Genomic DNA, 25318 nt, shown 5'->3' on the forward strand with positions numbered 1-25318 from the left:
GGTGGCTTTCTAGAGTGGCCGCTGCGCCATGAGATCTCTGTAAAAATCGATGACCTCCTGGGGAGCGCCATCGGCAGCAACCTTCTGGTCATCGATGCAGATGACACGGTCGAAATCCGTGAGGAATTCCAGATCGTGAGTAACGACGATGAGCTGCTGGTCAAGTTGCGCGAACTCGCGCTTGATGCGGTCGCGATTGCGGAGATCAAGCAGCGTCGTTGGTTCATCGGCGATGATGAGAACCGGGTCGATGACCAGCACTGCGGCTAAGGCGAGCAATTGCTTTTGTCCACCAGAAAGAGTGTGCGGGGAGCGCTCGGCAAATTCTAAGAGCCCGAACCGTTCCAGGGCGGCATCGACTCGCGCAGTACGCTCGTCCTTAGGCAGCTTGAAGCGGCGCAGGGAAAAAGCGATGTCATCTCGCACATTGGGCATGACGATCTGATTTTCGGCATCAGAAAAGACGAACCCCACCTTTTCGCGCACCTTCTTGCCCTGCTCGCTGGGATTTATGCCGTCAACGGTGACGGTACCCGCGGTGGGCTCACCCAGGCCATTGATAAGCCGAGTCAGCGTGGACTTTCCGCCGCCATTTTGACCGATGACGCCGATCCGCTGCTCGCTCAAAATGAGGTTGATGTCATCGAGGACGACCGTCTCATCGAAGGATACCGTGACCGAGGAAAAGTCGATGGTGGGCACTAGGAGGCCTTCCTACCCATCAGGTCGGGGAATGCGGAGTGAACACCAACGGCGATGATAACGGCCACGATGAGCTTTGCGGTGTCAACGAGGACGAACGGGCCTTGCGCCGCGATGGCCGGGCCGACGTCTAGTCCGGAGCGAAGCATCAAGCCGATCGCGCCACAGGTGTATTGCACCAGAAGGCCTACGATGGCTGCGATAGCGAAAACCACGGTCATGCCGCCCTTTCCGCGCGGGGCGCGATAAGCGATGGCGCCGGCGGCGATGGGGGAGAGTACGTAACCGATGATGTATCCCACGGTGGGGCCGGCAAGCGCGCGGAGCGTGGTGCCACCGCCTGCCAAAACGGGCAATGCCAAACCGATAAAGAGGAATAGCAAGCCAACGTAGCCGCCGCGTTTTCCGCCCAAGATGAGGCCGGACAAAATGAGCGCGGCGTTTTGCAAGACGATGGGCACGCCGGCGGTGCCTACGGGGATAGAAACGAAGGCTAAAACGATAACGAGGGCGGTAAATACCGCTACATAGGCAATGGTGGTTGCCACGGAGTTCTTCTGCATGGGAAAAGATTAGCACCTTGGAGAAAAACTCTGTATACACACCAATTTGAACGTCGTTCAAGAAAGCTAATTCTGGGGTCCTGGTAAAAGTTTTGGAAATATTTCCATGGTGGTGGGTAGGATTGCGCGCATGCGATTGACGGAGTACCACCAATTGGTTGTGGATGAATTTGGCGAATCAAAAGGGGCGTGGATTAGCCATTCGCATGTTTTATCAGAGCTCAATGGAACGCCGGATGAGCTTATCGAACGTGGCGTCGATCCCCGTCGTGTCTGGATAGGGCTGTGCAATGACTTTGATGTCCCTCAAGAACGACGTCTCGGCGTAGATTACCCATCCTTATAGGCCCAAGAGAGCCTGAAAAGGCGTGTCCATTTTCGATATTCGAACAGATGTATGTACTCTAGTTGGGGTGTCGGTGTGGGCGACTACAGTGGGATTGCGTTGAGGGCGGAACCATTTAGGGTTTTGCAGCAGTCTAATTAAGTGTTCACGCAGCGTCGTACGAGATAAGGATTTATAACAATGGCAACGAAAAAGAAATCATCCTCCGCCGCGACCAAGGGAGATGACCGCAAAAAGGCGCTAGACGCCGCGATGGCCATGATCGAAAAGGATTATGGCAAGGGTGCCGTCATGCGCTTGGGCGATGATGACCGCCCGCCCATCAAGGCCATTTCTTCCGGCAACACGGCAATCGACGTAGCGCTGGGCATCGGTGGCTTCCCGCGGGGCCGAATTGTGGAAATTTACGGCCCAGAGTCTTCTGGTAAGACGACGGTGGCGTTGCATGCCATTGCCTCGGCACAAAAAGACGGCGGCATTGCAGCGTTTATCGATGCCGAGCACGCCCTCGACCCCCAATATGCACGCCTGCTAGGCGTCGACACCGATAACCTCCTCGTGTCCCAGCCCGATACCGGTGAGCAGGCCCTGGAAATCGCGGACATGCTGGTGCGCTCCGGCGCCATCGACATTATCGTCGTGGACTCCGTGGCGGCGCTGACCCCAAAGGCGGAAATCGAAGGCGAGATGGGCGATAGCCACGTCGGCCTGCAGGCCCGCCTTATGTCCCAAGCCTTGCGCAAGATGACCGGTGCGCTATACAACTCCGGCACCACCGCAATCTTCATTAACCAGCTGCGCGAGAAGATCGGTGTGATGTTCGGTTCCCCAGAGACCACGACCGGTGGTAAGGCGCTGAAGTTCTACTCCTCCGTGCGCTGCGATATCCGCCGTATCCAGACGCTGAAGGATGGCCAGGATGCCATTGGTAACCGCACGAAGCTCAAGGTGGTAAAGAATAAGGTGTCCCCGCCGTTCAAGATTGCCGAGTTCGACATCATGTACGGCGAGGGCATTTCTCGCGAGTCCTCCATCATCGATCTCGGCGTAGAAAACGGCTTTATCCGCAAGTCCGGCTCCTGGTTTACCTATGAGGGCGACCAGCTGGGTCAAGGTAAGGAGAAGGCTCGTTCCTTTTTGAAGGATAACCCTGACCTTGCCAATGAGATCGAAAAGAAGATCTTCCAAAAACTCGGCATTGGGGAAGAGGCGGCAAATGGTGAAGAAGCTACCGCCATGGATGTCCCCGGTTCCGATGACCCATTGACGGATGAATCCGTAGATTTGGTCCCGAACGTCGACTTCGATGACGATTAAGCCTGTCCACCAACACTCCCACCGCTTAACACCCGCGCTATGAATCAACCCGCCCCTGAAAAGTTAGAGCAACTCCGCCAGGCCCTTGAAGCCTATGAAAAAGGAGAAGCCGGGGGTGGGCTTTTTGATCGGGAGGCCGAAGAGGCAAAGTCAAAGGTTCGGTCCCGCGCATTGGGCTTGCTTGACCAGCGTTCGCGGTCCCGCCAGGAATTGTATGATCGCTTAGTACAAGCCGAATTCGACCCTGAGGTGGTTGACGAGGTCCTCGATGACTTAGCGCATGCGGGCCTCATTAACGATGCCGCCTTCGCTGCCGAATGGGTGCGGCAGCGGCATAAGCGGCGAGGAAAATCGCGCAGCGTCCTCGACCGCGAGCTCCGGGAAAAGGGCGTAAGCCAAGAAGACAGAGACGAAGCCCTTGCCCAAATTGACGCCGCCGATGAAGAGGCGATGGCCCGAGCCTTGGCGGAAAAGAAGGCGCGCAGCGTGAAATCCATTCCTGTAGATAGGAAGGAACGGGATAAGGCCCTGCGCAGGATCATGGGCGTATTGGCGCGCCGCGGGTTCAACGAAGGAATGTCTTTGAACATTGCCATTAGCGCCCTCGAGGAACGGTGCGAGGAGCTGTCTTCTCCTTAAATCCGGCGGATGGGGCTTAGTGCCTTGTTGGCTCCAACCTTGTGACTCGCACACGCGCCCCACCCACCGCGGGCCCGCGCCCCGACGCGCCGCACTATGCGCCCATTCTGGCCCACTTGCTGTCACGGGCGCCGAGCAGCGACGGTTATGAGTTGTTCTGGGTGATGGCTAGACTATGCCGACGTGGAGCAGACAATTCCTGAAACCCGTACCTATGAAGTCCGAACCTTCGGCTGCCAGATGAATGTGCACGATTCCGAGCGCATTTCCGGCCTGCTGGAGGAAGCTGGCTACGCGGCCGCAGACGAAGCCACGGAGCCGGATCTCATCGTCTTTAACACGTGCGCAGTCCGCGAAAACGCCGACAAGCGCCTCTACGGCACGCTGGGCGCATTGAAGAAGACGAAGGAGAACCATCCCGGCATGCAAATCGCCGTGGGCGGTTGCCTTGCACAAAAGGATAAGGACACCGTCCTCGACAATGCGCCGTGGGTTGATGCCGTCTTCGGAACCCACAATATGGCAGCGTTGCCCACCCTCCTCGAGCGCGCCCGCCATAACGAGGAAGCTCAGGTCGAAATCGTCGATTCCCTAGAGGCATTCCCCTCGGTATTGCCCGCTAAGCGCGAATCCGCCTACGCGGGCTGGGTATCGGTGTCCGTGGGCTGCAATAACACCTGCACCTTCTGCATCGTTCCCTCCCTGCGCGGCAAGGAAGAGGACCGCCGGCCGGGCGATATTCTGGCCGAGGTACAGGCGCTGGTGGATCAGGGAGTTTCTGAGGTCACCCTCTTGGGCCAAAACGTCAACGCCTATGGCGTGAATTTCGCCGATCCAGAAATGCCGCGCGATCGCTTTGCTTTCTCGAAGCTGCTGCGCGAAGTGGGCAAGATCGACGGCCTCGAGCGCCTGCGGTTTACCTCCCCGCACCCGGCGGAATTTACCTCGGATGTCATCGACGCCATGGCGGAAACCCCGGCCGTGTGCCCGCAGTTGCACATGCCGCTGCAGTCCGGCTCGGATAAGGTCTTGAAGGACATGCGCCGTTCCTACCGCACGAAGAAGTTCCTGCGCATCCTCGATGAGGTCCGTGAGAAGATTCCGAACGCGGCGATTACCACCGATATCATCGTCGGTTTCCCGGGCGAGACCGAAGAGGATTTCCAGGACACCATGGACTTGGTCCGCCGCGCCCGCTTCGCCTCGGCGTTTACCTTCCAGTATTCCCCGCGTCCTGGCACCCCGGCGGCGGAGATGGAAACCCAAGTCCCCAAGGAAGTCGTCCAGGACCGCTTCGAGCGGCTCGTTGCGCTGCAAGATAGCATCCAGGCAGAAGAGAACCAGAAGCTCGTGGGCACTGAGGTGGAGCTCTTGGTCCAGGCTGAAGGCGGGCGCAAGAACGATGAGACTCACCGCATGTCGGGTCGAGCCCGCGACGGGCGCCTCGTGCACTTTAGCCCCATTGATGACAACGGCGCGGATATCTCCGCTGAGATCCGCCCCGGCGACGTCGTGCGCACCAAGGTCACCGGTGCAGGCTCGTTCTTCCTGCTTGCCGATGCCGCCGTAAGCACCCATACCCGCACCAAGGCCGGCGACATGTCGGCTTCGGGCCAAACCCCCACTACCGCTCCCATCGGGGTGGGCTTGGGGCTGCCGGGCATCGGCAAGCCTGCTGGCGCTGCCGCAGCGGATTCTTGCGGCTGCTAACCGGGGAGTAGGCTAGGGTGCCATGAGAGAGCGAAATACCACCACCGCCGCCCAGGAGGCGGCACAGGCGGAGCGCCGAGCAGCACAAACCATGGATCTGCGTGGGCAGAAAGTGACGCTGTGGATCGCTGTGGCGGCCTATATTGTCTACCTCATCGTTCCTTATGCCGGCTCCGCCCACGGGTGGCAGGTCTTAAGCTTTGGCACCACCGAGGATGGGGTGAAGATCTCGCTGATGGAGACCGTCTCCGCGTGGCTCGCGCTACTTGGCGTGGGCGTGCTGACGACGGCAACCCTGCTGACCCGCCGCGCCACGCTCGGTCTGATTGCGTGGATGATGGTGACGGTTTCTTTCTTCGTTAACCTGTGGGGCTTTTGGTACCGCGGCTCCACCGCGGACGGCCCGGCCATTGGCATGTGGGTGGGCATGCTGGCGACCTTCCTGGCCTTCTTGGGCTTTAGTCTCGTCGCCCTGCGCCGCAGCCCGGAACAACGCGCGGCAGAAGAAAAGGTTCGCGCCTCGGCGGGCCAGCTGGATGAGGTAGGCAAATTCCAGTCCGATATTGCGTCCCCGCAGCCGCAGGAATTGCTTGTCGATGACCGCCGGAAAAAGGCCGCCGAGCGCCACCGCCACCAGCAGGAGGGCTAAAGGTGCAGCTCCCAGGCAGAAGACTGGGAGATTTCCCGCGCCCCGAGCCGCGCATACAATGCGTTCATGGCGGCGTCGCCGGCTGCGACGGAACAATAGCAGCGGCGCACCTGTGGCCACGCTTGGTTGACTTCGCGTAGGGCGGTGAGTTTTGCCAATTGCGCCAAGCCTTGCCGTCGGTGGTCGCGGTCGGTGACGGTGAGGGTCCATTCGCAGACCTCCGGATCCGCCGCCTCGTGGCGCGCCAGCTCGGTAAGCGCCACGATTCCGGCGGTGTCATCGATGAGCGCTACGAGCAGCGTATGCCCGCGCCGCGAGCGCAGGCGTTGGTGCGCTTCTTCCAACCGCTGCCGGGACCACACGATGGGCTCGGTGGATAAGGTGCCGGTATCGGCATCCGCGGAGGCGACCGTTAAAAGGCGCATGACATCGTCGATATGTGCCTCCGGAATGGCATAGTCCTGCCAAACCGCGGCCGAAAGCCCGGGCGGAAAGAGGGCAGCAGCCGGGTGCTCTGGAATATCGATGGCTAGTTGCCGCTCGCTATGGCGCCGCGTAAAGCCCAGGGATTGGTAGACCTCCGCCATTGCGTCGTACTCCGGCGAAGTCTCCGGTGGGTGCAGCAGACCCACGTGCGCGACGCTGCGACCGAGCTGTTGGGTGATTTTTAAGGCGGTATCTCCCATCCAGGTAGCCACCTTTTGCCCCTTGGCATCAAGCGGTTCTCCGGGCAGCGGCAGATCGCACAGGACGCACTCGATTTCCGCGGCATTGCGCTCTTCTAAAAGCGGCAGGCTGATGTGGATAAATCCCACGTAGTCCAGCTCGGGGCTCGGTGCGGTAGCGGGAATTTGGGGCAGACCGAGCTCGGAGACGGGCCCGAGCGTCGCCGGGCCATCGACCACCGCGAAAAGGTAAGTCTGCGATTCGCCCGAACCCTGCAGGCGGTGCACCACGCGGCTAGGCGAGGTCGAGGTCGCCGCATCCCCGCTTGCTTCCTGCGCCGCCAGGTTTGCCCAGAAAACAAAGGAACGGATACAATCCGCCGGTTCAGCCTCGGCTACCTGGGTCGGGCGCGCAATCTGAACGAGGTGCACTATTTATCGTTGACGGCATTGGCAGCGGCATCGGCAAATTCCTGCCATTGCTCCGCCTGCGCGCGCAGCTCCGCGGCCTTCTTCTCCTTGCCCTTAGCCTCCGCAGCCGCGGACTGGGCCTTGAAGTCTTCCACCTTGGCCTGGAATTGGGCCACGCGAGCCTGCGCTTCAGGGTCGGTGCGCCGCCATTCGGATTCTTCCGCTTGGGTGACGCGCTTTTCTAGCTGCTCAATTTTGGATTCGTACTCGCGCACCTGGTTGCGGGGCACGAAGCCGATTTCCTCCCACTTTTCCTGCAGTTCGCGCAGCTTAGCCTTGGCCTTGTCCATGCTTTGCGATGGGTCAATCAGGCTGTCGTATTCCGCAAGCAGCGCGTCCTTTGCCTTGGCGTTTTCGGCGAACTCGCGGTCCCGCTCGTCGTTGACCGCATTGCGGGCATCAAAGAAGCGGTCCTGTGCCGCGCGGAACTTCGCCCACAGCTGGTCATCGACCTCGCGCGGGGCGCGGCCGGCCGCCTTCCACTCCGCCATCAGATCGCGGTAGGCGCGGGCGGTAGGGCCCCAATCGGTGGAGTCCTGGATGGCCTCGGCGCGCTCGACGAGTTCTTCTTTCTTCTTTCGCGCGGCCGCGCGGGCGCGATCGAGATCCGCAAAGTGCGAACCGCGGCGCCGATTAAAGGAATCGCGGGCGCGCGAATAGCGCTTCCACAGGCCGTCATCGGTCTTCTTATCGATGCCCTTAATCTGCTTCCACTCTTCCAAAATGGCGCGGATGCGGTCGCCGGCGGCCTTCCACTCGGTGGAATTCTCGGCAATCTCTTCAGCCTCGGCGGCGAGCTTTTCCTTCGCCGCAATCGCATCCTGCCGGCGCTTTTCCCGCTCCGCCTGCGCCTGTTCCCCGGCCACAACGGAGTGATCAATAACCGCCGCGAGGCGGCGATCCAGCGCCGCGATATCGCCAATGACCGCAGCGGTAGGCAGGGTCTCGCGGAGTTCGGCGGCGGTCTGCTTGATTCCTGCGGCCTCGCTGGGGTTGGCGCGCAGGCGAGCCTCTAGGAGCTCGATCTCGGTGGCTAGGTCATCATACCGGGCGCCGAAGTGCTCGAGGCCCTCCTGCGCAGAGCCTGCCTGCCATTCCCCAATCTTGCGCTCGCCCTCGGGGGCGGACACGAAGACGGAGCCATCGGCATCGACGCGCCCCCACTTGGCCGGGTCGTTTTTGCTCGGTGATTGCACGGGCACGGGCTTGGCTGTGGGGCGGGGGCCCTTCTTGGGCATGGAACCTGGGGTAGGGGTGGGAGACATGGAAAGCCCTCCTAGACATATATCGCCGCGCGTCACGGCTGCCGGATGAAATCACTGGTTACATTACCGCGAAAAATCGCCGTGTGCCTAGAATCTATTTAATTACCTCCTCTTGGGTAGATAGTATGGAGGAATAATGTTCAATCTCATGGTTATGCCCGCCTCGCCGGCGCTGGCAGTCGAGCTAGCTCCCAACGATGCCGCCTCGCGGGCGCTGCTGGCAGCGGCGCGCACGTTGGCGGTCGAAGCCGCAGCCGCCGGCATTGACGAGGCAGAAATTATCGGATCCCGCTCCTCGCGGTGGCATACCCGCCACACGGGAAGCCTGCGCGCCTGGGGAGCCGACCAGGTACACGTGGGCGCGGGAGACTACCTGCCAGAAATCATGGCCCGCTACGTCCTGTCCACGGTCCCACAGATAACGGTGCGCGATAGCCGCGACCGCCTGGGCACGCCAGACCCAAAGGTACTTAGCATCGTGGTTGCGGACGGCAGCGCGGGGCTTACCGAGAGGGCACCGCTGGCGCTTATCCCCGGGGCGCAGGAGGCGCATCGGTGGTGCGAGGAGGTGTTGATGGGGGCATCGGCAAGCAGCGAGGCTGAGTGGCTGAAGCAACGCGGCGTGGAAGAGCCGGCGCTCTGGCTCGAGCTTGCCGGCTGCACGCCCAAGCGCGCGCAGGTCCGGGCGACGGACGCCACCCTCGGGGTAGGCCGCTACGTGGCAGGTTGGGAGGTAGCATGCACCCCATCGCAGTAGTTGGCCCCACCGCATCCGGCAAATCCGCGCTCGGGCTGGCCCTTGCCCATGAACTAGATGGGGAAGTGGTCAATGTCGATTCCATGCAGCTATACCGCGGCATGGATATCGGGACCGCGAAGCTTTCCCCCGCAGAGCGCGAAGGCATCCCGCATCATCAGCTCGATGTCTGGGACGTGAGGGAGACTGCTTCCGTAGCGCGCTATCAGCAGGCGGCCTTGCGCGATATCGAGGACATCATGTCCCGCGGCAAGACTCCGATCCTCGTCGGCGGATCCATGCTCTATGCCCAGGCGTTGGTGGATGACTGGCAATTCCCGCCCACCGATCCGCAGGTACGGGCCAAATACGAGGCCCGCCGCGCCGATATCGGAACCGACGCGCTCCACGTGGAGCTCGCGCGCGTCGATCCGGCAGCCGCCGCTATCATCGAGGATAAAGACCCCCGCCGCACCGTCCGGGCGCTCGAGGTCATCGAGCTGACCGGCAAGTCCTTTAAAGCCAGCCAGCCGCCGAAGAACGGCCTGCCCCGGTGGGGGACCAAGTTGCTGGGGCTGCGGACTGATAGCGAGTGGTTGAACCCGCGCATCGAAAAGCGCACGCACCTCATGTTTGAACAAGGCCTCGTCGAGGAAGTCGAGCGCCTGCAGGATAAGGGGCTTGTGGCCGATTCCACCGCGGGCCGCGCGATTGGTTATACGCAGGTTCTACAAGCCCAGCGCGGCGAGCTGACCTGGGAGGATGCCGTGGAGCGCACGATTACTGGCACCCGCCGGTACGTGCGCCGCCAGCGCTCCTGGTTTAACCGCGATAAGCGCATTACCTGGCTCGATGCCGCGGGCGATACCACCGCCCAAGCTTTGTACGCGCTTGGGCGCTAGGGTAGAGGCTATGAAATTTGCCAAAGGCCATGGAACCGAAAATGACTTCGTCATCGTAGAAGACTTCGACGCCGAGGCGCCGCTCTCACCAGAGCGCGTGGCGGCGCTGTGTGACCGCCGGGCGGGCATCGGCGGCGATGGCCTATTGCGCGTTGTGCGCGCCGGCGCCCTCGTGGACGCGGGCGAGTTGGCGGCACTTCCGGACGGGGTGGATTCCGCCGATTGGTTTATGGATTACCGCAACGCCGATGGGTCCGTGGCGGAAATGTGCGGCAATGGCACCCGCGTCTTTGCCCACTGGCTGCGCTCGCACGACTTGGTGGGCCAGGACGCATTCACCATCGGTACCCGTGCGGGCGCCAAGCAGGTGACGGTCCATTCCTGTAACGCTACCGACGCGAGCGTCACCGTGGAGATGGGCCCCGCGCGCGTGACCGGGGTATCTACCGCGTCCGTGAGCGGTGAGTCCTACGCCGGCCTCGGGGTGGATATGGGCAACCCGCACCTCGCCGCCGTCATCCCAGGCTTGGAACCGGAAGCATTGGCCGCCAAGGACCTCACGGCGCCGGTCTACGACGAGTCCTTCTTCCCCGGCGGGGTGAATTTTGAGCTGGTGACCCCGCTGCGGGCGGGGCACGTGCACATGCGCGTCTTCGAGCGCGGGGTTGGGGAGACACAGTCGTGCGGTACAGGCACGGTCGCGGCAGCTACCGCCGCGCTTGCCGATGCCGCCCAAGCCCTCGGCACCGTCCACGTCCACGTTCCCGGCGGCGAGGTCACCGTCGAGGTCTATGACGGCGGCACGCGCTTGACGGGCCCGTCCGCCATCGTCGCGACGGGTGAAACGAGCCTGTAAGGGCCTTAGTTTTCGTCGTCGATCTGCCGCGTGCGGTAATCCGGGCCGAGCCGGAAGGCCGCGCGGCGGGCCGCCAGCCACGATTCTTTCAGCTCGCGGGCGCGCTCATCGGTGACGCGGAGGAGGGCTTCCAAGTCCTGCGTGCGCATGCCGTGGGCGTGGATACGGATATTGAGGCGGCGGAGGAAGCGGCGCGCCCCAGCCAATTCGTAGTGGAACGCATCGATGGCGGGGTGGGAGCAGTCGAGGTCCAGCAGTGCTGGCCGGTACAGCGTTCGATCCGCCAGCGACTCGGCCTCCGTGGAGGTTTCGAATTCTTCGAATTCGGCGATGACGTCCTGGATATCGTCCGCCGAAAGCGAAATGGAGCTGCGCAGGGCCTTTCTTTCCGCGGTATCGGGGCGCGTGCGCAGCATGAACCAGCCCGCGCCCACCAGCATGGCGGCGATGATGAGTCCGGGCAGTTTTAGCGTTACAACGATCGCGATCGCGCAAAGGACCAGGAGGATAAAGACAAGTATCCTCCGGTTTTGCGGATCGCTAAGGAAAGGCATGGCCTAAAATCTAGTGTCCGCCGCAGCCGCAACCGCCGGATCCACAACCGCATCCGCCATCGCCGCAGCCGCCGGACGGCATGTCAATAGCGGCGGTGAGCAGGGCCGTACCGGAGATCACGGAATCCTTGGCCGGCAATTCGCCACGGTCCGCAGGCAGGCAGAGATCGAAGGGGAATAGCCCGTCCATGACGAGGTGCGCGAATTTCTCGCCGGTGAGCTCATTGGTACGCCACTCGGCTTCCATCACCCGGGCGGCGAAGGTAGCCGCCGGCGTGGGGGCCTGTGCGCCGGAGCCAGAGGCGATGACGCGGGCGCCCTCGGATTCAAAGAGGGCGGGGTATTCGCCGTTTTCGGCCTCGTAGGCAGCCGGGGACTCGTAGGTGGAGATATCAAGGCCCATGGCGGTCAGCGATACCTGTTGCCATTCCTGCCGCGGTTCTTCTGCCAACAGCGGCCCTTGCGCGAGGTTCGCCGTGACCTGGGCCAGCGGCGTGCCGAAGGGATCGATGATGTCCATGATCGCTAGCACGTCATTAAACATCTCCACGTGGGCGAAACCCTGCGTGACCGCGTCGAAGCCGATAAAGGTGGCGTAGGGCTCTACCGCCAAGATATTAAGCTGGGCGCCCGAGGGGTCGCCGTATTGAATGAGCTGGCCACCGCGGACCTCGCCGGTAACGGCAAGGCGGTCCGTGGCGATGGCTGCCTCGACCGCGTCCTGCCAGCGTTCGAAATCCAGGCCGATCGCCTGCATTTCGGTATTCTTCTTCTGGGTAGTAGTCGTTGGCCTAGGCTGCGTCGTTTCCATAGCCACCATTGTATCGCTTTGTCCAGTAAGCCCGGAAACCGCAATTCCCGTTTTGCGGCCTAACGTGCCAAAATAGATAGCAATATGAACAAATTTTCCCCGCAGAATTCTGATAGCTCGGCGAGCAAGGACGAACTTCTCGCCCAGGCCTTCCGCGACCACGCGGACACCCCGCAGGAAACCACGCCCACCAGCGGCGATCTAGATTTGGCCGAGCGCAACGCCTTCCGCCGCGTTACCCGCGAGACCTCCATCCGCGCCGAGGACACCACCGATGGCTACGAGGTGGAATACCGAAAACTGCGCCTCGAGCGCGTCATCCTCGTGGGCGTGTGGACCGAAGGCACCGTAGCGGAGGTTGAGGCCACGATGGATGAGCTGGCCGCCCTGACCGAGACCGCCGGTGCCGACGTAGTCGAAATGATTTACCAAAAGCGCGATAAACCGGATCCTGGTACTTTCATCGGCTCGGGCAAGGTAAAAGAGCTCCACGATATCGTCGAGGCCACCGGGGCCGATACCGTCGTGTGCGATGGTGAGCTGAACCCCGGCCAGCTCACAGCATTAGAGCGCGCGCTCAATACCAAGGTCATCGACCGCACCATGCTCATCTTGGACATCTTTGCCCAACACGCAAAGTCCAAGGAGGGCAAGGCGCAGGTCTCGCTGGCGCAGCTGGAATACCTCTATACCCACACCCGCGGTTGGGGCGGCAACCTTTCGCGCCAGGCCGGCGGCCGCGCCGGTTCCAATGGCGGCGTCGGCCTGCGCGGTCCCGGTGAAACCAAGATCGAGACCGACCGCCGGCGCATCCGCACCGAAATGGCGCGCCTGCGCAAGGAACTGCGCGGGATGAAAACCGCCCGCGAGGTCAAGCGCTCCAGGCGCCAGTCCTCCACGATCGCCCAGATCGCCATCGCCGGCTACACCAACGCCGGCAAATCTTCGCTCATTAATGCCATGACGAACGCGGGCGTGCTTGTGGAAGACGCACTTTTTGCCACCTTGGATCCCACCACGCGCCGCGCCTCGCTTGCCGATGGCCGCCAGGTCGTCTTCACCGATACCGTCGGCTTCGTTCGCCACCTGCCTACCCAGCTGGTGGAGGCCTTCAAGTCCACCCTGGAAGAGGTGCTCGCCGCCGATATCATGCTGCATGTCGTGGACGGATCGGACCCGTTCCCGCTCAAGCAAATCGAGGCGGTCAATAAGGTCATCTACGATATCGTCAGCGAGACTGGTGAGCAGGCCCCGCCGGAAATCATCGTGATCAATAAGATCGACCAGGCCGATCCGCTTGTGCTCGCGGAGCTGCGCCACGTCCTGGATCATGAGGACGTCGTCTATGTTTCGGCGCGCACGGGGGAGGGCATCGACGAGCTGAGCGCGCGCGTGGAGCTCTTCCTCAACTCCCGCGATAGCCACGTTAAGCTGCAGGTTCCCTTCACCCGCGGCGATGTCGTTTCCCGCGTGCATGCCGAGGGCACCGTGCGTAGCGAGGAATACACCGAGGACGGCACGCTTGTCGATGTCCGCTTGCCCGCCACCACCGCCCGCGAGCTCGCCGAATTCATCGTGGAGGAAGATTCCTAAAATTCGTGCTCCATGGCCCATAATGGTGGTTCGTGAGCATACTAGGTTGGACCGTCCACGGCGACGGTAAGAAGATTGCACCAGGCGCCGTGGTCGCGCCCGAGGAACGACTAAGTTGGGGCCGAACCATTGGCATCGGCATGCAGCATGTGGTGGCGATGTTCGGTGCCACGCTGCTGGTGCCCACCCTGACCGGCTTTCCGGTCAATACCACGCTGCTATTTTCCGGCATCGGCACCATCCTCTTCCTGCTGATTACGCGCAATCGCCTGCCGTCCTACCTGGGGTCGTCGTTTGCCTTCATCGCCCCGCTGACCGCCTCGCAGCAATACGGGATTGCGGCGCAGGCCGGATCCATTCTGGTGACCGGCTTGGTGCTGGTGGCGGTCGGATTCGTGGTCAAGGCTGCCGGCAGGCGGGTGCTCGATGCGGTGATGCCGCCGGCGGTTACCGGCGCCATCGTCGCGCTCATCGGGCTTAATTTGGCGCCGAATGCGGCCGAGAACTTCGCCAGCCAGCCCTTGGTCGCAGGCATCACGCTGCTGGTTATTCTCCTAGCCACCGTCGCCGGGCGCGGCATGGTTTCGCGCCTGTCCATCCTCATCGGCGTGGTCGTCGGCTGGGTTTTCGCTGCCCTGACCGGTAATTTGGGCGAGGATGCCAAGGCTGCCATCGATGCCGCACCGTGGGTAGGCCTGCCCGAATTCCACGCCCCAGAGTTCCATCTTTCCGCGATCGCCGTGGCCTTGCCGGTGCTCGTGGTGCTGATTGCGGAAAACGTCGGCCACGTCAAAGCCGTCTCCGAGATGACCAACCGCGACTTGGACGACCTCGCCGGCGATGCCCTGATTGCCGATGGCCTCGCCTCCTCCCTCGCCGGTGGCTTCGGCGGCTCCGGTACCACGACCTACGCTGAGAATATCGGCGTTATGGCCGCCACGCGCGTCTATTCCACCGCCGCGTATTGGGTCGCCGCCCTCACCGCCATCCTATTGGCCTTCGTCCCGAAGTTCGGCGCGCTGATTTTCACCATCCCCACCGGCGTGCTCGGCGGGGCCACCCTCGTGCTCTATGGTCTTATCGGCATGCTGGGCGTGCGCATCTGGATGGATAATGAGGTCAACTTCAATAACCCGGTGAACCTGACGGCGGCTGCGGTGGCTTTGATCGCGGGCATCGGCAACCTGACCCTGACCGTGGGTGGGGTGAGCCTGGAGGGCATCGCCTGGGGCTCTGTCGGCATCATCGTTGCATATCCCATCATGCGGCGCCTGTACGAAAGCGTGGGCGAAGGCCACGACGCCAAGTACTAAATTCTGTGGATAACTTTGTTGACCCTGCCGCGAAATAGCGCCTTGGTGGCAAGGTTCGCCGCGTAATCCACAGGCCTTCGTGCGTGCGGTCGCCGTTGCACCGGGTTGTGCGCTGTACTAGGCGGCATGAACGCACTCGACCGTTATTTAACTGCGCTGGGCCAAGGGATGGACATCATCGCCGCCGCTCAGGGCTTAAGCGAGCGCGACTTGGTGCAGCGTGGCGCCAGCGACGTCGCCGCGCGCGAGGTGGTGCATCTTTGCGATGTCTATTTTGGCCGCTGTGCCTTTAGCGCCAAGCAACGCACGGCGCGCTCGACGACGCACCCGCTCGACGTGCTCAGCCTCATCGAAAAGTTCGCGCTGCGCGCTCGCACCCAGCGCGATGCCTGGGTCGTACGCTCCGAGTTATGCGAGTTCCGCGGAAGCGCCACGGCATTGCGCAAGCGGGCGCGCGCCCTCTTGCGGGAGCTGCAACCTCCCCGCACTCCCAAGAAAGGCGTGCGGATCACCCGCCGGCCGCGCGGACCGTGGTCGTTGACCATCACCGGGGAATCCGCCGACGTCGCCGATATGCACTCTGCTCTTGATAACGAGCGCCCACTGGAGTCCGTTAAATCCATCTTCTTCGGCGGGAAGTCTGGGGCGCGCACCACTGCGACCACGCAGGTGGTTATCACCTTGGACGAGCTCGACCGCATCGTCGATGGCGATGGTGAGGAAATAACCCTCCAGCTCACCAATGGCTCGCGCATCAGCGGCGCTGACCTCGCGAGTCGCGTCTTAAGCGATCATGGATACATCACGCTTGTGCATCCCGTTGAGGGGCCGGTCAACTTATACCGCACGTCCCGGTTTGCCAATGCGAAGCAGCGCTTGATGGCGGCCGCCGTCAATCCCGTATGCCCCTGGGAAAAGTGCAATTATCCTGCCGATGAGTGCCAGATCCACCACCTAGACAGCTGGCAGCACGGTGGCAATACCAATGCCGCTAATCTCGCGACCTGCTGCCCGTACCATAACGGCGTCAACGATGATGACCCGCAGGCCCCGCCGCGGCGCGGGCGATTGGCCCGAATACAAGGAAAGGTCCGCTGGCTTCCGCCGTGGGCCACGAACCCCGGCAGCCCGAACGAAAACGACCGGCCGCCATCCTAAGAATCCGGGCCAAGAGAATTAGCGCAAAAGGATTCGCGCGCCCGCACCGATCCACAGGTTCAGGGTCAAAAACCCTAGCGACTGCGCTAATGCGCCGCACGAGCGAGCTGAATAGCTGGCGCAATGGGCACTTGGAAACGGCCTATGGATCGCAAAAGCTCCCCGCCAACAAGGCGAGGAGCCTACTAGTCGTGTTTAAACGCTAGTTATGAGCAGCAGCGCTTAGGAAGCGTCGAGATCCTGCTCGATGAGGCCGGCGATCTTCTCAACGGCTTCTTCGTTATCAGAGGTAACGGTGACCTCGTCGCCCTGCTCGGCACCGAGGGCCATGATCATCAGGGAAGAAGCGGCGTCGGTCTCGTTATCGTCATCTTCTTCACCAACGAGGCTCAGGAAGATGTCCTCGTCGTATTCGCCAGCGGCGTCAGCGATGATGGAGGCAGGACGTGCGTGCAGTCCTACGGAGGAGCCGACCTTTACAGTCTTGGAAGCCATGGAAATTATCCTTTCTGTAGTTAATTTATCGTGATCCAGTGTACGAGCGTTTGGTTTATGCCGCCACGTTCTGGGAAGCGGTTTTGGACCCTGGAGCGGCCTTTTGGGCAGCTTCCTGGACGGTCTTATTAGGCCAGAATTGCTTCATGGCCAAGACCGCGACGGTAGATACCGCCACGCCGGCAAGGATGGCTACCAGGTAGGCCCAGAATGGGTCGATAGCAAAGGCAACGAAGATACCACCGTGTGGGGCGCGCGACTCGACCGACAGCGCCATGGAGATAGCACCCGTCACGGCGCCACCGGCCATCATGGAAGGGATGACGCGGAACGGATCGGCTGCGGCGAAGGGGATGGCGCCTTCGGAGACGAAGGACAAGCCAAGCAACCAAGCGGACTTACCGTTTTCCTGCTCGGCAGGGGTAAATAGCGACTTGCGGATGAAGGTTGCCAAGGACAGCGCGATGGGCGGCACCATGCCGGCGGCCATAACAGCGGCCATGATTTGCATGGAGGCTGCGTCGCCGGTGGACAACCCGGCGGTGGCAAAGAGGTATGCGGCCTTGTTGACCGGGCCACCCAAGTCGACGCACATCATCAGGCCCAAGATGATGCCGAGCACTACGGCAGAAGAGCCAGACATGGAAGACAGCCAATCTTGCAGGCCCTCCATCAGCGCGGCCAGTGGGGCGCCCAGTAGCAGGTACATCGACAGGCCAACGACGAGGGAGGTCAGCAGTGGAATGATGACCACCGGCATGAGGGAGCCGAGCCAGCGCGGGACCTTCCAATTGCCAATCCACAGGGCGATAAAGCCGGCCAACAAACCGGTCACCAGGCCACCGATAAAGCCCGCGTCGAGGGTCACGGCGATAGCACCGCCGACAAAGCCCGGCGCAATACCAGGGCGCCCGGCCAGGGCGTAGGCGATGTAGCCAGATAACGCGGCAACAATAAAGCCCATTGCAGCCTGGCCAATGGCAAAGAGCACTGCGCCTATATAGAGCCCGAACCCGGAGTTCTCGAACGACATGGTCTCGCCGTCGACGGTAATCTCATTGCCCGGCAGGTTGGACAGGGAATAATCCGTGGAAAGCGCCTGCCAGCCATTGGCCATATCGGCGCCGCCGAAGAGGAATCCGAGGGCCAAGAGAAGGCCACCGGCGGCAACGAACGGCACCATGTAGGACACGCCGGTCATAATCGCCTGCTGGATGCGCTTGCCCCAACCCAGCGATTTTCCTTCCTCTTCGGCGGAGGAGGAAGAGGCGGTGCCAGAGACCTTTCGGGCATTCGGGTTCTTCGCCGCCGCGATGGCTTCATCGAGCATCTTGCCGGGTTCGTTGATGGCGCGCTTGACGCCGGATTCGATGACGGGTTTGCCCGCGAAGCGCTCGCGGTCGCGCACTCCGACGTCCGTGGCGAAGATGACCGCATCGGCAGCGTCGATGGTGGACTGCGAGACCGATTCATTATTGGACGAGCCCTGGGTTTCGACGGTGAGATCGACGTCGTCGCGCTCGCCGGCGGTTTGGGTGAGGGCATCGGCAGCCATGTAGGTGTGTGCGATGCCGGTTGGGCAGGCGGTGATGGCAACGATGCGGGTAGCTTGCGCCGAAGCACCCGCGCTTGCCGATGCCCCTTCCGCAGCTCCAGCTGCAGCCTCCGCGGTGTCCTGCTTTTTCTTCTTCGTTTTTTCCGCGTTGACGACAGCGAGGATTTCCTTGACAATTTCTTCCTTCGTCGACGCGGTGCGCAGGGCCTCTAAAAAGTCCTTGCGCACGAGGGCGCGGGCAAGCTTGGAAAGAATCTGCAGGTGGGCCTTGCCACCGCCGGCGGGGGCGGCGATGAGGAAGACCAACTGGGCATCGCCGTCGGGACCGGAAAAATCCACGCCGCGGGTAAGGCGGGCGAAAGCTAGGGTCGGTTCGGTGACGGCCTCGGAACGGCAGTGGGGGATGGCCACGCCGCCTGGCACGCCGGTGCCGGCCTTGGCTTCGCGGTCGATGGCGGGCTGGGCGAGGCCTGCGACCTCGGTCGCGCGCCCGGTATCGTGCACCAAGGTGGCAAGGTTGGTGATAACGGAGTCGACGCTATCGCCAAAGTCGGCGTCAAGCGCGACAAGTTCTGTGGTGATGAGATCGGATGCCATGATGGAAGGCTCCTTTAGCTATAGAGCAGAGATGGAGGTATGGGCGGTATCGAGTTCTTCGGGGCGGGGGAATTGGGTGCCGGGCTTTGCGGCCGCAGCGGTGCCATAAGCCACCGAGAGCGCGAGGGAGTCTGCTGGTCCGTGCCCCTGCGTGCGCCCCAGGAGGTATCCGGCCAATGCGGCATCACCTGCGCCAACCGTGGATTTCACCGTGGCGGGAGGCGGGGTGGCAGCCCATGCGCCTTCTGCGTTTACCAGCACGGCACCGGCGCCGCCGAGGGTGACAAGGACTTCCTTGATGCCGCGACCCACGACATCCCTTGCAGCCTCCACGACCGGGCTATAATCCCCGGCCGCAGCGGCGCGCTCGAGGGCGAGGCCGTCCTGGCCGGTCAGCTGCCCCAGTTCGAAACCGTTGGGTTTGATGAGATCCGGGGCGGCGGTAGCGAGCTGCTTGGCGATGGCCTTCATCGGAGCATCAGAGGTATCCACGGCGATGCGCGCCTGCGGGGCGGCAGTGCGGATCTCCTTGATGAGGTCGGTATACCAGCCGGCGTCAACACCCTTGGGCAGTGATCCGGCAAGGGCTACCCAATCGGCGGATTGGGCATGGTGGGTAAGCGTGGAAATGAGGTGGTTTTGGGTGGCATCGGAAAGCAGCGGGCCAGGGCCGTTGACCTTGGTGGTCGTGCCATCTGGCTCGGTGATGGTGGTATTGACGCGGACGCCACCGTCCATGTCCACGTGGGCGTAGGGGAGGTGGACCTCCTGGATGAGGTTCATGAACGGATCGGCCGCGCGGGAGGGGAAGAGGGCCAGGGTTTCTTTCCCGGCGAGGTGCACGGCGTGGGCGACGTTGACGCCTTTGCCGCCGGCGACCTGGGTAACACTGGCGGCGCGGTGGACATCGCCTGAGGTCAGTTGCTGATTGAGCGCCAGGGTGGCGTCAATGCTTGGGTTTGGGGTGAGCGTGAGGATCATCGAGAACTTATCCCTTTCGCAGAGTGCGTATATTGGGGGCCACACGCAGTCGGTCCGGTTGAAACTCGTGCTTAAGCCCGCCGTTAATGTTTATTCTTGCCCGATTGTGTTGGAAAGTCAATAGAAACCGTGTGGCATACATTGCATTTCTGTTGGATTTGTGATGATCTGGAAATAAATAAGCCGCTATCTTCGAAGGAAGTATCGCCATGGAAAATACGCTTCAGTCCACTGTTAAAGGAACCGGCGTTGTCGCTGGAGTCGCCTATGCAGAAGCCGTATGGGTCCGCCCCCGCCCGGACCTGCCCACTGAAGGAAGTATTGACCAAGAGGCCAGCAGCGAAGCCGAATACGATCGCTTCCTCGAGGCAGTCGACATCGTCGCCAGCCGCTTGGAAAACCGCGCCGCAGCCGCCGAGGGCCAAGCCTCGGAAGTGCTGACCGCAACCGTCGGCATGGTCAAGGACCGCGGCTGGCACAAGGCCGTGCGCAAGAATATTCGCTCGGGCAAGAATGCCGAGTTCGCCACGGTGGGAGCCACGGATAAGTTCGTCACCATGTTTGAGGCGGCCGGCGGCGTCATGGCCGAGCGCACCACCGACCTGAAGGACGTGCGCGACCGCGTCATCGCCCAGCTGCGCGGCGAGCAGGAGCCTGGTTTGCCCATGGTGGAGGGCCAAGCGGTGCTTTTTGCCGATGACCTCGCGCCCGCCGATACCGCCACCCTGGATACCGCGCATATTCGCGCGCTCGTCACCGAGCTGGGCGGGCCCACCAGCCACACCGCGATCATCGCCCGCCAGCTCGATATTCCGTGCATCGTCGCCGTGGGAAATAAGCTGCGGGAGATTGAAAGCGGCACGCTCGTCTTCGTCGACGGCGCGCTCGGAACCGTGACGCTGGGTGCGGACGAGGAAGAATCCACTAAGGCGGTCGCGGAATACCGCGAGCGCGCCGCCCGCGTGGCCGAATGGACTGGGCCGGCGCAAACTAAGGATGGCCACCGCGTGCAGCTGTTGGCTAACGTGGCCGATGGCAACGCCGCCCGCATCGCTTCCGACTCGCAGGCAGAGGGCATTGGCCTCTACCGCACGGAGTTGTCGTTCCTGTCCGCGAGCGAGGAGCCTTCCGTTGACGAGCAGGCAAAAATCTACAAGAAGGTCTTTAATGCCTACCCCAATTCCAAGGTCGTGGTGCGCACCTTGGATGCTGGCTCCGATAAGCCGATTTCTTATGCCACGTTGTCATCTGAAGAGAACCCTGCGCTGGGTGTGCGCGGTCTGCGCATTGCCCGCGATAACGAGTCCCTGTTGACGCGCCAGTTGGACGCCATCGCCCAGGCCGCGGAGTCCCGCGGCGACGATGCCGAAACCTGGGTCATGGCACCGATGGTGGCGACGTCGAAGGAAGCCCAGTGGTTTGCGGAGCTGTGCCGGGAGCGCGGCCTGACCGCGGGCGCGATGATTGAGGTGCCCGCAGCAGCGCTGATGGCAGATAAGATCATGCCGCATCTGGACTTCGTATCCATCGGCACCAATGACCTCACCCAGTACACGATGGCCGCTGACCGCCTGTCACCGCAGCTGGCGTACCTCACCGATCCGTGGCAGCCGGCCGTGCTGCGGCTTATCCAGCACACCTGCATTGCGGGGCACGAATACAACGTACCGGTTGGCGTGTGCGGCGAGGCCGCGGCCGATCCGCTATTGGCCTGCGTATTGACCGGCCTAGGCGTCAACTCCTTGTCTGCTGCATCGACCGCAGTCGCCGGCGTTGGTGCCCAATTGGCCGAGCTGACCTTTGACCAGTGCCAACAGCTTGCCGATGCCGCCCTCAACTCCGAAGGCCCCTCCGCCGCCCGCGCCGCAGCGATGGAGCAGATAGAAAAGTTCAACTAACGGCAAAAGGTTTCGCCCTCCCTACCTAGGTGTCAAGGTAGGGAGGGCGAAGTCGTGCGCATGCTGGAGCTATTCGCTGGCGAGCACGACATCGATCTCTCGCTCACGCAGGGCATCGACGAAGGATTTCGGTGCGCCGGAATCGGTGATGACGACATCGATATCTGCAATGGAGGAGAAGCTCACCAGGTAGTCGTTGCCCAATTTGCTGGAATCACACATGACCACGACCTTGTGGGCATTCGTGACGAAGGCGGATTTGATGGCTGCTTCTTGGGAATCGGCCGTCGACAAGCCGTGATCGAGGGTCAACGCATTGGTGCCGATGAAGGCGACATCGGCGCGCATGAGCGCCATGGTGCGCAGGGCGGTATCGCCGACGACGGCCTGGGTGATAGCGCGTACGGTCCCGCCGAGGAGCTGGACATCGGGAACGCCGCTATTGGCTAGCGACAATGCGATGGGCAGGCTATTGGAGACGATATTGAACTGCGCCTGCGGGTATTGCTGGCTAATGAGCTCGGCAAAGGTATTAATCGTGGTGCCGGCGTCCAGGAATATGCTGCCGCCGCCAGGGGGAAGGAAGTCGAGCGCGGCGTGCGCGATGGCGGCCTTGGCCCCAGATGCGGAACGCTGGCGGGTATCGAGGGTGAGCTCCGCGGTCTGGAAGGCTTGCGAAGCCACGGCGCCGCCGTGAACGCGGTGGACAACGCCCTCACGATCCAGTACGGCTAGGTCGCGCCGAATGGTTTCCGCAGTCACCTCGAAACGCTCTGATAAATCGGTGACGTTAACGCGACCCTCGACGGCAGTTTGGGACGCGATCTGGCGGCGTCGCTCCTCTGCGTACACGGACCCTCCTTGCTCCTCGCCTTCGGCCGGGCGGTTACTCCATCTGCGAATGCAGGCGCTCGGTGAAAGCTAACTGATGTGGGATTTCTCCCTCCATTGTGTCAAAATTCGGCGGTAATCGGACGAAAACAAAAATTAAGGTGTGCGCTGTTGTCTGGTTTGGGATAAAAGCCGCAGGTCAGTCAGCTTTATTTGCCCTAGTTGAAAGCCAACCCTAGTAGCGCTTAACTTACGGATCCGTTATTTCGGGGGTGCTTTCTCAATAAACCCCGCGCGCTTAAGTTGGCTTTTTGGGGCGCGATTGCGAGGCAGAAAGGCGTGGAATGCGTTAAAACTCGTATGGCCCTGCTCCCTATGCGGGGAACAGGGCAGCGTACGAAGTGCAAAGAGCGGGTTTCAAGAAAGCGGGCGCAGAGTGTCGGCGGCGACAACAACCACAGGCGAACACCCGCGTGCGGCTTGGTTAAAGTAGCTGGCCGGGGCCTAGAGTTTGCGGAAGACGGATACTACCTTGCCCATAATTTCCGCATCATCACCGTTGATGGGCGGATAGGCATCGTTGTGCGGAAGGAGCCATACGCCAGAGGAATCGCGGTGGAATTCCTTGACGGTGGCCTCGGAGCCATCGAGAAGCGCGGCGACAAACTCGCCTTCCTCAGCCACCGATTGCGACCGGATGATGACCCAGTCGCCGTTGAGGATGCCGGCATCCTGCATGGAATCGCCCACGACCTGCAGCATATAAAGCTCTCCTCCGCCGACGACCTCGTCTGGCATGGGGAAATACGTGTCGATATTTTCCTCTGCAGTGATTGGTGCACCGGCGGCGATGCGGCCAACGACGGGAATATAAGCTACGGCGGCAGACTCTTCAGGGCCGCGGGCAGAGGTATCGGGGACGTCCTTAGCCTTGCGGCCCGGCTTCTTTTCGGCGTCGTCAGTGTTGAGGTGGCGTACGTCGACCGCGCGGGGTTTATTGGGATCGCGGCGCAAGAAGCCCTTTTCCTCAAGCTGCTTGAGCTGATAGGCCACGGACGAGGTGGATTGCAGGCCGGCGGCGTCGCCAATTTCGCGGATGCTGGGCGGGTAACCGCGGAGCATCACTGCATCGCTGATGACGTTAAGGATGCGGCGTTGCCTTTCGGAAAGGGGGGCGTAATCGTTCTTTGCGGTGCTTGCTTTCTTGCGGCCCATGTGCGGCTCCTAGCTAAGGGGTCTGAGGTTCTGCGTTCGTAGCTTGAAAAGGGACTGGGTGACACCTGCGTGCCATAACTCATTTGTAGCACGAAAAGTACAAGCGTTCGAGATTTACGCGAAAAACTGGACAGGTTTTCGAAGTGGTGCTATAAATCGAACATAGAAACAATCTCGAACACAGGAGCGACATTGAGCTCTTGTTGTGTCAAGGGGCCGCTTTAGACTTACGGCGGTCGTCGAAAGGAAAGCAATGTCTCAACTACTTCACTCTCGTAATAACATGGTCAAACAGCGCGCGGCACGTCCACAGATCGTCCCCTCAGCCGCTATTTGGGATATTGATGATCAAAGCTGGTGCGTGCAGCATTCTCCTTCCGAAAAGGGGGAAATCAGGACCTTAAATTCCGTATATCGAACGAACCGTGAAGATTATTCGAATACGTGGACTGATGAAAGTTCCTTATCCGATTTCGCGAACAGGCCGATGGAAGAAGACGGTGCGCATAGTTCGCGCAAGAATTACCTCCTCGGTGCAGTATTTGGTGCTGCCGTATTTTTCGGCACGGTTGCCGGCGGGCTGATGGGTACGAGCGCTGAAACGCCGACTGATCCTGGCGCTTCGGTACAGCAAGTAGAAGCAGCGATCGGTCAGTAGTGCAGCTTGCAGTAAAGCAGGCCACTAAAGCAGGCACTTCGGGGGTTTAAGGCTTAGAGCCTTTTAGGCAGCAGCTTGTCTTCCCGGCCGCAGATAAGGCCCGCTTGCTTCACGGAGACAGGCACTCGAGCAGGAGGAGTCTGGCGCAATGGTGTCAGGTTTTTGGCTTGGCCGTGGGAGGTAAACTAAACCGAGAAGCTAAATTAGCGAAAGGACTAGTGTGTACTGCCCGTTTTGCCATAACGAACAATCCCGCGTTATTGACTCGCGCGTGGTTGATGCCGGCGCATCGATACGGCGCCGGCGGGAGTGTGCTTCCTGCAAGGGACGCTTCACCACTGTGGAAAAGGCCGTACTGCTGGTTGTTAAGAGAAATGGCCTCGCTGAGCCATTTAGCCGGGATAAACTCATTCGGGGCGTTAGGCGCGCATGCCAGGGGCGCGACGTTAGCGATGATGCCTTAAAAAAGCTGGCCCAAGAGGTTGAGGAAACGGTGCGGGGGCACGGGTCCTCGCAGGTAAACGCCAACGAAATCGGGCTAGCGATTCTCGAGCCACTGCGTGACCTAGACGAGGTCGCATATCTGCGCTTTGCCTCGGTGTATAAATCATTCGAGAGCGCGGATGACTTTGAATCGGAGATTCGTTTGATGCGGCGGCGCGATCGCGGGGACCTTTAAACTGCGCAGTGTAGGACGATTTCTCAGCAGTTATACAGCCGTTCCTGCGCAGGATCGAAGCAGTCTTAACTGGCCTTTTGGGTGCATCGTTTCGTTAGGGCCTGCCCAATGTTTACGCCGCCGGCGGCCGAGTAAGCAGATTTTTAGCTTAGGTATGGC

25 protein-coding genes are annotated in these 25318 nt (G+C 61.4%); 14 read left to right on the top strand and 11 right to left on the bottom strand.

The features are described 5' to 3' along the window. Positions 1 to 9 precede the first annotated feature (9 nt). Together HMPREF1261_RS08135 and HMPREF1261_RS08140 are read right to left on the bottom strand one after the other, a co-directional pair. Positions 10 to 702, bottom strand: a complete 693-nt coding sequence (locus tag HMPREF1261_RS08135) for an energy-coupling factor ABC transporter ATP-binding protein (RefSeq protein ID WP_023030596.1) — start codon at positions 700 to 702, stop codon at positions 10 to 12. Next, positions 702 to 1265 (bottom strand): biotin transporter BioY, encoded by a 564-nt coding sequence (locus tag HMPREF1261_RS08140; RefSeq protein ID WP_023030597.1) that lies wholly within the window; start codon positions 1263 to 1265, stop codon positions 702 to 704. The genes HMPREF1261_RS08135 and HMPREF1261_RS08140 overlap by 1 nt, the downstream gene beginning before the upstream one ends. A gap of 130 nt (positions 1266 to 1395) precedes the next feature. Here HMPREF1261_RS08140 and HMPREF1261_RS12500 point away from each other — a divergent pair, with 130 nt between their 5' ends. The 5 genes from HMPREF1261_RS12500 (at position 1396) to HMPREF1261_RS08160 (ending at position 5926) form a co-directional block, all read left to right on the top strand. Next, the gene (locus HMPREF1261_RS12500; protein ID WP_023017347.1) at positions 1396 to 1611 is read left to right on the top strand and encodes a DUF3046 domain-containing protein; all 216 of its coding nucleotides are present in this window, start codon (positions 1396 to 1398) and stop codon (positions 1609 to 1611) included. Between the two features lie 180 nt (positions 1612 to 1791). After that, the gene (recA, locus tag HMPREF1261_RS08145; RefSeq protein WP_023030598.1) at positions 1792 to 2928 is read left to right on the top strand and encodes a recombinase RecA; all 1137 of its coding nucleotides are present in this window, start codon (positions 1792 to 1794) and stop codon (positions 2926 to 2928) included. Positions 2929 to 2967: 39 nt separating this feature from the next. Beyond that, entirely contained in the window at positions 2968 to 3567 is a 600-nt protein-coding gene (recX, locus tag HMPREF1261_RS08150; RefSeq protein WP_023030599.1) for a recombination regulator RecX, read from the top strand. Positions 3568 to 3750: 183 nt separating this feature from the next. Continuing rightward, positions 3751 to 5277, top strand: coding sequence for a tRNA (N6-isopentenyl adenosine(37)-C2)-methylthiotransferase MiaB (gene miaB, locus HMPREF1261_RS08155; protein ID WP_023030600.1), 1527 nt, complete (start codon positions 3751 to 3753; stop codon positions 5275 to 5277). Between the two features lie 22 nt (positions 5278 to 5299). Next, a complete protein-coding gene (locus HMPREF1261_RS08160; RefSeq protein WP_023030601.1) occupies positions 5300 to 5926 on the top strand; it encodes a hypothetical protein in 627 nt (208 codons plus the stop codon). On the opposite strand, the gene HMPREF1261_RS08165 is transcribed toward HMPREF1261_RS08160, so the two are convergent. After that, positions 5923 to 7023, bottom strand: coding sequence for a GNAT family N-acetyltransferase (locus HMPREF1261_RS08165; protein WP_023030602.1), 1101 nt, complete (start codon positions 7021 to 7023; stop codon positions 5923 to 5925). The genes HMPREF1261_RS08160 and HMPREF1261_RS08165 overlap by 4 nt on opposite strands. After that, positions 7023 to 8327: a DUF349 domain-containing protein gene (locus tag HMPREF1261_RS08170; RefSeq protein ID WP_005278868.1), complete on the bottom strand. Its 1305-nt coding sequence runs from the start codon at positions 8325 to 8327 to the stop codon at positions 7023 to 7025. The genes HMPREF1261_RS08165 and HMPREF1261_RS08170 overlap by 1 nt, the downstream gene beginning before the upstream one ends. A gap of 136 nt (positions 8328 to 8463) precedes the next feature. On the opposite strand from HMPREF1261_RS08170, the gene HMPREF1261_RS08175 reads away from it, so the two are divergent. Genes HMPREF1261_RS08175 through dapF form a run of 3 tightly spaced genes read left to right on the top strand, consistent with a single transcriptional unit; the run spans position 8464 to position 10821 of the window. Next, positions 8464 to 9084 carry a hypothetical protein gene (locus HMPREF1261_RS08175; protein WP_023030603.1) on the top strand — a complete coding sequence of 207 codons (621 nt, stop codon included), beginning with the start codon at positions 8464 to 8466 and terminating at the stop codon, positions 9082 to 9084. Next, a complete protein-coding gene (miaA, locus tag HMPREF1261_RS08180; RefSeq protein ID WP_023030604.1) occupies positions 9066 to 9965 on the top strand; it encodes a tRNA (adenosine(37)-N6)-dimethylallyltransferase MiaA in 900 nt (299 codons plus the stop codon). The genes HMPREF1261_RS08175 and miaA overlap by 19 nt, the downstream gene beginning before the upstream one ends. 10 nt (positions 9966 to 9975) lie before the next feature. Next, a complete protein-coding gene (gene dapF, locus HMPREF1261_RS08185; RefSeq protein WP_023030605.1) occupies positions 9976 to 10821 on the top strand; it encodes a diaminopimelate epimerase in 846 nt (281 codons plus the stop codon). Positions 10822 to 10826: 5 nt separating this feature from the next. On the opposite strand, the gene HMPREF1261_RS08190 is transcribed toward dapF, so the two are convergent. Further along, positions 10827 to 11375 carry a hypothetical protein gene (locus HMPREF1261_RS08190; protein ID WP_023030606.1) on the bottom strand — a complete coding sequence of 183 codons (549 nt, stop codon included), beginning with the start codon at positions 11373 to 11375 and terminating at the stop codon, positions 10827 to 10829. 10 nt (positions 11376 to 11385) lie between these two features. Then, complete coding sequence (locus tag HMPREF1261_RS08195; RefSeq protein ID WP_005283444.1) at positions 11386 to 12195, bottom strand: hypothetical protein; 810 nt, start codon at positions 12193 to 12195, stop codon at positions 11386 to 11388. Between the two features lie 75 nt (positions 12196 to 12270). Here HMPREF1261_RS08195 and hflX point away from each other — a divergent pair, with 75 nt between their 5' ends. The 3 genes from hflX (at position 12271) to HMPREF1261_RS08210 (ending at position 16250) form a co-directional block, all read left to right on the top strand. Continuing rightward, positions 12271 to 13779, top strand: coding sequence for a GTPase HflX (gene hflX / locus HMPREF1261_RS08200; RefSeq protein ID WP_023030607.1), 1509 nt, complete (start codon positions 12271 to 12273; stop codon positions 13777 to 13779). 32 nt (positions 13780 to 13811) lie between these two features. Further along, positions 13812 to 15092, top strand: coding sequence for a uracil-xanthine permease family protein (locus HMPREF1261_RS08205; RefSeq protein WP_005283439.1), 1281 nt, complete (start codon positions 13812 to 13814; stop codon positions 15090 to 15092). Between the two features lie 126 nt (positions 15093 to 15218). Continuing rightward, positions 15219 to 16250, top strand: coding sequence for an HNH endonuclease signature motif containing protein (locus HMPREF1261_RS08210; RefSeq protein ID WP_023030608.1), 1032 nt, complete (start codon positions 15219 to 15221; stop codon positions 16248 to 16250). Positions 16251 to 16472: 222 nt separating this feature from the next. Here the strand turns inward: HMPREF1261_RS08210 and HMPREF1261_RS08215 are convergent, their stop codons facing one another. From HMPREF1261_RS08215 to HMPREF1261_RS08225, 3 genes are read right to left on the bottom strand one after another with little or no spacing between them, the layout of a single operon-like run. Further along, entirely contained in the window at positions 16473 to 16745 is a 273-nt protein-coding gene (locus HMPREF1261_RS08215) for an HPr family phosphocarrier protein (RefSeq protein WP_005278890.1), read from the bottom strand. 55 nt (positions 16746 to 16800) lie between these two features. Further along, the gene (locus HMPREF1261_RS08220) at positions 16801 to 18897 is read right to left on the bottom strand and encodes a fructose-specific PTS transporter subunit EIIC (RefSeq protein ID WP_023030609.1); all 2097 of its coding nucleotides are present in this window, start codon (positions 18895 to 18897) and stop codon (positions 16801 to 16803) included. 18 nt (positions 18898 to 18915) lie between these two features. Further along, positions 18916 to 19878, bottom strand: coding sequence for a 1-phosphofructokinase family hexose kinase (locus HMPREF1261_RS08225; RefSeq protein WP_023030610.1), 963 nt, complete (start codon positions 19876 to 19878; stop codon positions 18916 to 18918). A 209-nt stretch (positions 19879 to 20087) separates the two neighbouring features. On the opposite strand from HMPREF1261_RS08225, the gene ptsP reads away from it, so the two are divergent. Then, a complete protein-coding gene (gene ptsP / locus HMPREF1261_RS08230; RefSeq protein WP_023030611.1) occupies positions 20088 to 21776 on the top strand; it encodes a phosphoenolpyruvate--protein phosphotransferase in 1689 nt (562 codons plus the stop codon). A gap of 69 nt (positions 21777 to 21845) precedes the next feature. Here the strand turns inward: ptsP and HMPREF1261_RS08235 are convergent, their stop codons facing one another. Next, entirely contained in the window at positions 21846 to 22628 is a 783-nt protein-coding gene (locus HMPREF1261_RS08235) for a DeoR/GlpR family DNA-binding transcription regulator (protein ID WP_023030612.1), read from the bottom strand. Positions 22629 to 23111: 483 nt separating this feature from the next. Continuing rightward, positions 23112 to 23822, bottom strand: a complete 711-nt coding sequence (gene lexA / locus HMPREF1261_RS08240) for a transcriptional repressor LexA (RefSeq protein WP_023030613.1) — start codon at positions 23820 to 23822, stop codon at positions 23112 to 23114. Between the two features lie 253 nt (positions 23823 to 24075). Between lexA and HMPREF1261_RS08245 the strand changes: the two genes are divergently transcribed. After that, complete coding sequence (locus tag HMPREF1261_RS08245; protein WP_023030614.1) at positions 24076 to 24480, top strand: hypothetical protein; 405 nt, start codon at positions 24076 to 24078, stop codon at positions 24478 to 24480. A 220-nt stretch (positions 24481 to 24700) separates the two neighbouring features. After that, a complete protein-coding gene (gene nrdR, locus HMPREF1261_RS08250; RefSeq protein WP_023017363.1) occupies positions 24701 to 25159 on the top strand; it encodes a transcriptional regulator NrdR in 459 nt (152 codons plus the stop codon). Positions 25160 to 25318 lie beyond the last annotated feature (159 nt).

This window comes from Corynebacterium sp. KPL1818, assembly GCF_000478135.1.
In the GTDB taxonomy this organism is placed as follows: domain Bacteria; phylum Actinomycetota; class Actinomycetes; order Mycobacteriales; family Mycobacteriaceae; genus Corynebacterium; species Corynebacterium accolens.